The sequence below is a fragment of the Mesorhizobium sp. M1399 genome, assembly GCF_040317735.1.
GTDB lineage: Bacteria > Pseudomonadota > Alphaproteobacteria > Rhizobiales > Rhizobiaceae > Mesorhizobium.
The window spans coordinates 52,047-59,195 of record NZ_JAMYKZ010000028.1; the positions used below are offsets into that span (position 1 = coordinate 52,047).

Below are 7,149 nucleotides of genomic sequence, written 5' to 3' on the forward strand. Positions count from 1 at the left end.
GAGGAAATGAAGGAGAATTTGAGTCCACCCGAAACGTGTCCATCCACTAGCCGTCGGCGCCTCCGTTGTGACGCCAGCAAAGCGGCTTTGTCTGCTCGCGACGGTGGACAAGGATGCTCCGCACCAAGAGTGCGATAAAGTATCCGAGCTGTAGCAAACTCAGTGCGGCCGCAGCGAGAAGAGTGCTACGCACGGTGCCCTGTCCCGCGCCGATCACCAGCGCGCACAGCGCTACCGCCACAAGCGCCAGCTGTTTGGAATTGATCCAAAACCCAAGCAGCATTCCGAGAGCCAAGTACAAAGATCCCGCGATCAACATGTGCCACCGCCTCTGCCATTAAGCCGAGATTGCCGGCCTCTAATTTCTATAAATCAATTCGGTATGAATTCTATGTTAAGTTCCGCAGCTTGTGCTGTTTCATGGGGGGGTGTCTGTTCTGCGCATTCTTCCGATACCAACTCTTCGCGTGCACGGCGTCTGCCAGGAACCGCGCGAGATCAAAGGTGACGTGCCCCAGTAATGTCCTCGCATTGAGATTGTTCCGGTCTTTGAGAGGAGACTGGCAATGAAGTGAACGAAACGCGCGCCTGAGGAAGCTTGTCGCTGGCAAGAAACTTCTGACGCCCGGTTAGGAGAGGTTGGACTTGGCCGTGCTGCGCATGCACCTCAAAGCTCTGCCCGCCCGAAAATCATTGGGGCATTGATGACGCCTGGATTTCCGTCGTATCGCCACGACGTCACGCCAAGCTCTCGCGAGGTGGTATCCCTCCGCGGTCACCCTCGAATTCTTGTAGTATTGCGGTCCTGCATGGTCTCAACACCGCGGACCCGCTAAACCCTTGCCGAATTGCGACTTCGAAAGTTAACTTGACGGCAATACTTGCTTCCTAGGAGATCGCCTATGTATTCTTGGTCGCGGGAATATACAAGTTCGTTGATTGACAGAGCGCTATGGATCGCGGGCCTTTATTTGGTACGCGTCGCGGATTTTGATACGGTCTTAGGCTCGCAATTCAGAGTGCCGATCAATAAATGTCTTAACGGTTATGCCATCGATTTTGATGCCAATGGCTCCAATCCGCAGGTTGCATTCCTTAGGCAATACATCAGCGATCCAAGTGTGAGATATGAGGAATCCTTGATAAGGAGGTTCATGGCAGATTTTCGCCCCCGGAACTTGCAGGAAGTGCTATTTGGGCAGCAAACGGACTATGAGGATGACTGCAAGGCTTCTCAGCTCCAACACTATGTCTCCTCCCTGGACATCACCAGGCCGTTCCTGCCCATGCCGTGGAGTACGCCTTCCGAGATTTCAAGATACAGACAAGGTTTGAATGCTCTTAATGGTAGCTTGGCGCCGGACCTAAGCCCGAGCATCGTGGAGCAGGAAAGCAGGAAGGAATACGAGCGCTTAATAGCAACCTACGAAAGTATAAAGAAAATCGGCTATAAGCCGAATATTGCCTCAGACGGCGCGCTTGACAGCAGATTCATACAGGTCGTCATGCTGCGAGATCACGAAGATGAAAGGTTCATCGTGATGAGCGGCCACCATCGGCTGGCGGCCCTGTCCGCACTGGGCTGGACGCAAGTCCCGGCGATCCTCGTCGCGAACGGTTTGCCTATAGTGGATTTGGCCAATGTGGAGAACTGGCCCGTGGTTAGCGAGGGCGTCTACGATCTCCATGTGGCGCGACGTGTCTTCAAGCGTTACTTCGCAAGACAGACATCCATTCCAAGACCTGCACCCATTCCGAGTTAGGCTTTGCCAGCAATTGCCTGGTGGTATCCAATTATTGGAGCAGGAACCCTCTCGCAATGATGGTTGAGGTGGTGCCCGGTTTCTGAGACAGGGGCATAAGGTGGATCGCCCGATGAGAAGGACGATCCAGCATGAAGACACGCAGACGGTTCTCGGCCGAGTTCAAGGCCAAGGTCGCGCTTGAGGCGACCAGGCTGGACCACCTCAGGTGGTGGACTTGTCGTGCAATTTTGCAAAGTGTTGACATGCGGTCGATAGTGACGACAATATGCACTTGACCTGGTCGCTCCTCACCTTGGCAATATTGATGTGGAACCAAGTGTCTGGCAGCTCTTCTTTCGCCGATCTCTTCCACAAGCCGGGTAGCCGTCAGACGATATTGCCCTGCAAGCGGAATCGGTGGAGCGCATAGGATGCGTGTCCAGCGGCAGTAGTGTGCCGGAAGAAGAGGAGCCGCCTCTCGTCCTCGGCGCAAGCGCCGCCCATCTCGGCTTGCTTGCACGGTCGGCACCCCGGCTACCAAGGTCCGTTCCTCCGCTTCACGCGGTATTCTGACTCATCCCAAACCAAAGCGCTTGGCCAGTTTCCTCAGGCTCTGTTGACCCTGGCGCATCGCTCGATTGATAGCCTTTATAGCGCGACACGTATGGACGCCCGGTGCAAGAAGAATCTTTTGATTGGGCAGCGCGTGGTCGGGTGCAGTCATGTATCCGGCCTCTGAAGCGGCTGTTCACGTGCCGCCGGCCCGTATGGAGTTTGCGGACCGGGTTTCCAAATCAATCTGACGGGCTGGTAGCCCTTGTCGCGCTTCTGGTTTTCCCGATCCCGTCTCTATGACCGTTGCGCCATGAACCGCGCCGGGTTTTCCGGAGGCCGTTTCGTTTGAGTCACGCTGCCATGAGCGCCCAGACGATGCGGCCATCTTGTTGGCAAGAGCAACGACCACAAGCATGCGCGGTTTGCGGGTGAGCATGCGCCCAAGCCACGATCCTTCCGGCACGCCACGCCGAGCCGCGTGGCGAACCACGGCGCTCGCTCTGATGATAAGCAAGCGCCGCAGGGTTCGCTCGCCCATCTTCGTCGTTGCGCCGAGCTTCTGCTTTCCGCCGGTGGGGCGTTGGAGTGGTGCCAGCCCCAGCCAGGCGGAGAAGTCGCGACCCTTTTCGAAGGTTGTGGCGGAAGGTGCCAACCCGACCATGGCGGTTGCTGTTACCGGCCCGACCCCGGGGATTGTTGCCAAGCGCCGAGCATCCTCACCCTTTCGAGCACGAATTGCAATCGGAGCATCCAGGTGCTCGAACCTTTCCTCCAGCGAGCGCAACGTATCGACCACCATGGCGAGTGCCAGGCGGGCCGCTCCGACAGATCGCTCGTAGGATCCTCCACCAGTTCCAATGAGCTTGGCGGTGTGAGCGGGGCTTGGGCGGCAACCATACCATATTCCGCCAGATGGCCCCGCAAGGCGTTGATCGTCTGTGTTCGCTGCCGTACCAGGAGATCTCGAGCCCGAAAGACGACCGCGCGCCTGCTGTTCCTCACGCTTTACGGCGACAAAGCGCATGGTCGGCGCTCTCACCTTGATTGCCGCGCCGCACGCCTTGGCGTTCCAATGACGCGCATCCCTTCATGACAGGGATGCCACCCTCAAAGCCTGGCATCGAAGAACCAACGCACTTCGGCGCAAAACACGGGAGAAGGAGATGTATCAATCCAACTGGAGCAGCTTTGGCGCGCCGGCGCGCTCGCGGTTCCTTGCAATCGCTGCATTTGCAGGCCTCTCGGCCTTACAAGTCCATAGCGTTTTTGCCCAAGATGCGAGGGAGTATCCGGCCGGACCGGGCGATCAGCTTCAAGTGGTCGTATTTGGCGAGGAAAATACGTCGTCTGTACTTTCTGGTCGCTTTCGTATTGAGCAGGATGGCTCGATTTACTATCCCTTGCTTGGGAAGATCACCGTGGCTGGATTGAGCGCGGTTGAAGTTGCAAAGCTCCTGGGAGATTCACTGTCAACACAGGTGAGCGTGAACCCCCCAACGGTATCGGTCGTCGAATTCGCGCCGGTCTATCTCGTTGGAGATGTGATGAGGAGCGGACCTTTTCAGTTTCAGCCGAATATGACTGTCTTCCAACTGGTGCTGCAGGCGGGTGGCATCTCACGGGAGGGAGGCTCGGAAGCCGCCAGACTTTCGCTGCTGCAGGAAGTTTTTACGCGTGAGCTAAGCGACTTCTCTTTCAGATTGCAGAGAGCGCGCCTTGTGGCCGAACTGGATGGCGCCGATTTCGACGATGGCGCGCTTGCCCCTCCCCCCGCCGCGGAAGTAGCCAGTATCGTATCTGCCGAGGCATCAATATTCGCGCTCCGTCAGCGAGCGAAAGAATCGCGCAGACGTACCTACGCCGCACAACGAGAGGGTTATGAGCAGGAGATCTCATCGATAGAGAAGAGCATCATTCTGCATGACGAGGAGGTCCGCCTGATGGAAGAACAGGTCGGCGTTCAACAAGGTCTTGCCGACAGGGGACTGACCGCGCATTCTGCTCGAAGGGATGCCCAGCGCCAGCTTGCCGCGACGCGACGCGAGGCACTTGAGTTTCGGACTGCACTCTTTCGCGCAAAGCAGAATAGAATTGCTGTCGACCAAGCGTTAGCCGAAGCGGAAACGCGCATCGAAGAAGAAAATGTCAAGGGATTGCGCGATGTCGAGCTGGCGCTCGTTCAGAACGAAAATTCACTTGCCATGGCGAAATCCAAACTCGCCCAATTTGAGGCAGACCAGACCGCTGCCCAGAATGCCCTGGGACGGGTTCCACAATATCACCTGATACGCTTTATCGATGACCAATACGTTTCCAGTGTCGCCGCCGAGCTTACGCAGCTGGAGCGCGGGGATATTGTGCGGGTCGACCTTGCACCGAAGGAATTGAAGGCCACATTCACCGAATAGAATACCTCGACTGGGACGACTCGCCTCCGATCGGCTGTCATGTCTACAGCGGAATCCGATCACGTTGCAGGCGGCGGCGAAATAATTTCAGCATTCGGCTGGTCTGAAGCGATTGATGAGGCGGCCGAATGCCTGTTGAGTGTTTTCTGGCCCGATCACCGCAACGAAGACTTGATACGCGTATGGTGTGCATCGCTGCCGCCCTGGAAGGAGTGATGAAGTCGGCGAGCCTCAGATGGCGTTTCAAGCACCTGCAAAAGCAGCGGGTATATTGCCCACCATAACTCGATCATGCAGTGGACAAAGTTGTTACCCCAGGCTACGCTCGTTCGAGCCTTTGACTGCGTGAAGGCCCCAACGTCCCGTTGTTCGAAATCCGGAACTGCAGCGGGAATCCAACGTTCGACGACCTATGGAACCGGAGCTTTTCCCTTGGCCGGTGCTGGTCAGATCGCGCATTTCGCTGATTTTGAGCAGCCATTTCACGCGGTGAGCGCTCATTTCATTTGATCGTGAGTAGGTATTTCACGCGATCATGAGCGGCCGCTTCGCCCGACCTGTTCATTGATTCAGGTGTTTGCGGCTGCGTCAAGAGCATGGGCGCGAGCGTTGTGTTTTCGCATCTTTCTCCGGTGAGTTGAAGGCGGTGAGCGTTCACATGGGGAGTAGGTGTCAAGTCGATTGAAGCAAAGTCGATCTCCCTCATTGCATACGGTTCCAGGCTTGGGCCCAAACTACCTGACACGGCTCGCTTTGCCGAGCCTGATCCAACTCACATTCGGTCGCCGTTTATTCCGGTCGCACCAATATTCCGCGTTCGGCGGGCTGAGCCCAGGATGACGGGACCATTTTGCCAATGCCGAGTCCGGTTGGTGCCGCAACCATAGCCAGGCCAGTTGGATCAGCGTTGTTCGGAATCTTGGATTGCCCGCCTTTGATACGCCTTGCTCCCGGTCGATCGAGCCGCTTTGCCAGGGCGTCGGCGCGAGGCCGGCATAGGCGGCGACTTGACGGCGGTTGTCAAAATGCCGGAACAGCCCCTCCGACCAAAGGGTGTTGGCGAATTCCGCACCGAGTCCTTTGATCTCAAGCAGCATCGTGACCGGCGCAGGCTTCCAGGCTTCGTGCTGTCAGCGGTCTGCGCCGCGATGAGCGTATCGCGTTCATCCTCGATGATCTTGATCTGATTGATGACCAGTTCCAACCGGTCCAGCTCCCGGCTGATCTGGGCCTTCATGTGCCGTGGCAGTGTATTTCCATCTCCCGTCCGCAACTCTTCGAGTCGCTGGCGGCGATTTTTGTAAACTGGTTCGTAGTCGGTGATGCCTTGCGAGAACAGCAGGCCCTTGATGCGATTGACATGCGCGACGCGTTCGACCATCAGCGCCTTGCGTTCCCGGGCAATTCGCCGCCGGTCCCCATCTTCACGGGATATCGTTCTCACCATTGAGCATACGCGCGGCTCTCCCCTCTTAAAGGCCAGCAAGACGCGCAGTAGCGCCTCGCCATCGATGCGATCAGTTTTCACACGCCGATGACAACGTGGCGTGGCGATCGACGCCGGGTCCACAACGTGGCTCTCGATGCCCTCTTTCACGAGAGCCCGGTGTATCCAGAAGCCATCGAGACCAGCCTCCTGGATCGTAATGATCGTATAGCTCTGCCCGGTCTTGGCGCGGCTTCTCTCCCGCAGCTTCGAAAACAAATCAAACAGCCCGGCAATGTTGCCGGCTGCTATGGGATACTTCGACATCTTCTCGCCGTTCCCCGGCAACACCGCTGTAATCAGCCAGGTTGAACGGGACAGTTCCATCGAAACGAAAATTGCCGCAAGATTGATCTGGATGGCGGCAGCGGGTCTTTCGGTCTTGAGCATCGGGGCCTCAGAATGAGTGGTTGGTCGTACGGCCAATCATTCTGCAAAAACGCTGGCCGGCATCCATCCCCATGGGGATCTGTGAACGAGGCGATCCAGAATCGCATCACCGAGTGTGGGATCGCCGATGACGTCGTGCCAGTGCTGCACGGGGATTTGGCTGGTGACGATTGTGGAAGCGCGGACATGGCGATTCTCGAGGATTTCCAGGAGGTCGCGACGCTTGGCGGGGTTGAGGACCGACAGGCCCAATCGTCGAGAATGAGGAGTTGAACGCGCCTGAGCGTCTTGAGCAGGCGGCCATAGCGCCCGTCGCCCCGCGCCAGCGCTAGCGCCTCGAAGAGACGCGGGACGCGATGATAGAGCACCGATCGATTGTCGCGGCAGGCTTTGTGGCCAAGGGCGCAGGCGAGCCAACTCTTGCCCAGGCCGGTTGCAAATTCTCGTGGCGGTCGATCCAATCGGGGACTGTCGGGAATTCTGTGCGCGAGGCCATGATGATGGAAAGGAGAGAATCATCGCATGGCTATTGAGAAGGAACTTCTGGACCAACTGCTTGCCGGCC

Annotated in this window: 4 protein-coding genes and 3 pseudogenes; 3 read left to right on the forward strand and 4 right to left on the reverse strand. The window is 57.3% G+C overall.

Going from position 1 to position 7,149, the window contains the following annotated elements:
- Positions 1 to 46: 46 nt before the first annotated feature.
- Entirely contained in the window at positions 47 to 319 is a 273-nt protein-coding gene (locus tag NKH05_RS30530) for a hypothetical protein (RefSeq protein ID WP_353026852.1), read from the reverse strand.
- Between the two features lie 583 nt (positions 320 to 902).
- On the opposite strand from NKH05_RS30530, the gene NKH05_RS30535 reads away from it, so the two are divergent.
- Positions 903 to 1,763 (forward strand): ParB N-terminal domain-containing protein, encoded by an 861-nt coding sequence (locus NKH05_RS30535; RefSeq protein WP_353026854.1) that lies wholly within the window; start codon positions 903 to 905, stop codon positions 1,761 to 1,763.
- Between the two features lie 887 nt (positions 1,764 to 2,650).
- Here the strand turns inward: NKH05_RS30535 and NKH05_RS33235 are convergent.
- Positions 2,651 to 3,357: pseudogene (locus tag NKH05_RS33235) on the reverse strand (IS110 family RNA-guided transposase); the annotation flags it as partial.
- Positions 3,358 to 3,463: 106 nt separating this feature from the next.
- On the opposite strand from NKH05_RS33235, the gene NKH05_RS30545 reads away from it, so the two are divergent.
- Positions 3,464 to 4,708, forward strand: a complete 1,245-nt coding sequence (locus tag NKH05_RS30545) for a polysaccharide biosynthesis/export family protein (RefSeq protein ID WP_353026856.1) — start codon at positions 3,464 to 3,466, stop codon at positions 4,706 to 4,708.
- Positions 4,709 to 4,747: 39 nt separating this feature from the next.
- Positions 4,748 to 4,924, forward strand: a complete 177-nt coding sequence (locus NKH05_RS30550; RefSeq protein ID WP_353026857.1) for a hypothetical protein — start codon at positions 4,748 to 4,750, stop codon at positions 4,922 to 4,924.
- Between the two features lie 623 nt (positions 4,925 to 5,547).
- Here NKH05_RS30550 and NKH05_RS30555 read toward each other — a convergent pair.
- Positions 5,548 to 6,584 (reverse strand): annotated as a pseudogene (locus NKH05_RS30555) (IS110 family RNA-guided transposase); the annotation flags it as partial.
- Positions 6,585 to 6,620: 36 nt separating this feature from the next.
- Positions 6,621 to 7,018, reverse strand: a pseudogene (locus NKH05_RS30560) (ATP-binding protein); the annotation flags it as partial.
- Positions 7,019 to 7,149: the final 131 nt, after the last annotated feature.